Genomic DNA, 1,168 nt, shown 5'->3' on the forward strand with positions numbered 1-1,168 from the left:
GCCACAGGCAACGCCATCATCCTGACCAACGCCACCGGCAACGACATCATGGTCTCCGACACCACCGTGGCGAATGCTGGCGCGGTGACGGTGAACAAGATGCGGGTGGACAGCGCGGGCGCCTTGGCCACGGCCAGCGCGATGACCCTGGCGGCCGACACGAACGCGCAGAACGCGATCGTCAGCGGTTACCTGACCTTCGACTCGAACAAGTCCTTCGTGATCAGCCATGCGACGACGGTGGCGGCTTCCAGCGCCTACATCGGCACGGACGTGGCCTCGACCCTGCACAAGGTGGCGGACCTGGACATCACCTCGGTGACCAAGGCCAACGACGCGATCAAGACGGTGGACGCAGCCCTGGCCTTCATCAGCGGTGAGCGCGCCAAGCTGGGTGCCCTGCAGTCGCGCTTTGAGTCGACGATCAACAACCTGAACATCACGTCCGAGAACCTGTCTGCTTCGCGCAGCCGGATCCAGGATGCGGACTTCGCGTCGGAAACCGCCGCCTTGTCCCGCGCGCAGATCCTGCAACAGGCTGGCACGGCCATGATCGCCCAGGCCAACCAGATTCCGCAGGGCGTGCTGCAGTTGCTGCAGTAAGAGTTGGGGTGGGAGCTTGGACGGTGATTGGATTCCCGGCCTTGCTTTCCAGGGCCGGTACCGGAAACGGTGCTGGCCCTTTTTGTTCCGGCGCTCGGCCATGGTGAGCGGCGCCGTGAGAGTGAGTGACCCGGCGCGCCGCAAGGCGCTCGGTGTCTGGTGATCGTACGCCATGGGAATTGAGCAGCGTCGATTGGCATGGGGTATGTACAGCTAACTGTTACGCGTAGAGAAACGATTGCGCATTGAAATCAGGAGGAAAAAGAACCACGGGGTATGTAACCCTGGAGGCACCAAGAGACTTGCCCTGTCAGGTGAGTTTCATCGGCGCCGAGTAGAGCCACGCATGACTAAGTGGACGACAACCCGTCGGCACGGAGCTGAGGCAGCGAGTGCCATTTTTATTCACACAGGAGTTTTCAAATGGCAGCCGTCATTAACACCAACATCAACTCGTTGTCCGCCCAGCGTTACCAGGGCATCAGCGACAAGGCCCTGAGCACCGCGATCCAGCGTCTGTCTTCGGGCCTGCGCATCAACAGCGCCAAGGACGACGCCGCCGGTT

Annotated in this window: 1 protein-coding gene and 1 pseudogene; both read left to right on the top strand. The window is 61.7% G+C overall.

Annotation, left to right across the window (positions count from 1 at the left end):
- Positions 1 to 603: flagellin (locus ACLBKS_RS16435; RefSeq protein WP_410193881.1), on the top strand; the 603-nt coding region annotated here is incomplete at its 5' end.
- Between the two features lie 423 nt (positions 604 to 1,026).
- A pseudogene (locus tag ACLBKS_RS16440) lies at positions 1,027 to 1,168 on the top strand (flagellin); the annotation flags it as partial.

Source organism: Hylemonella sp. W303a (assembly GCF_046452315.1).
Taxonomy (GTDB): domain Bacteria; phylum Pseudomonadota; class Gammaproteobacteria; order Burkholderiales; family Burkholderiaceae_C; genus Hylemonella.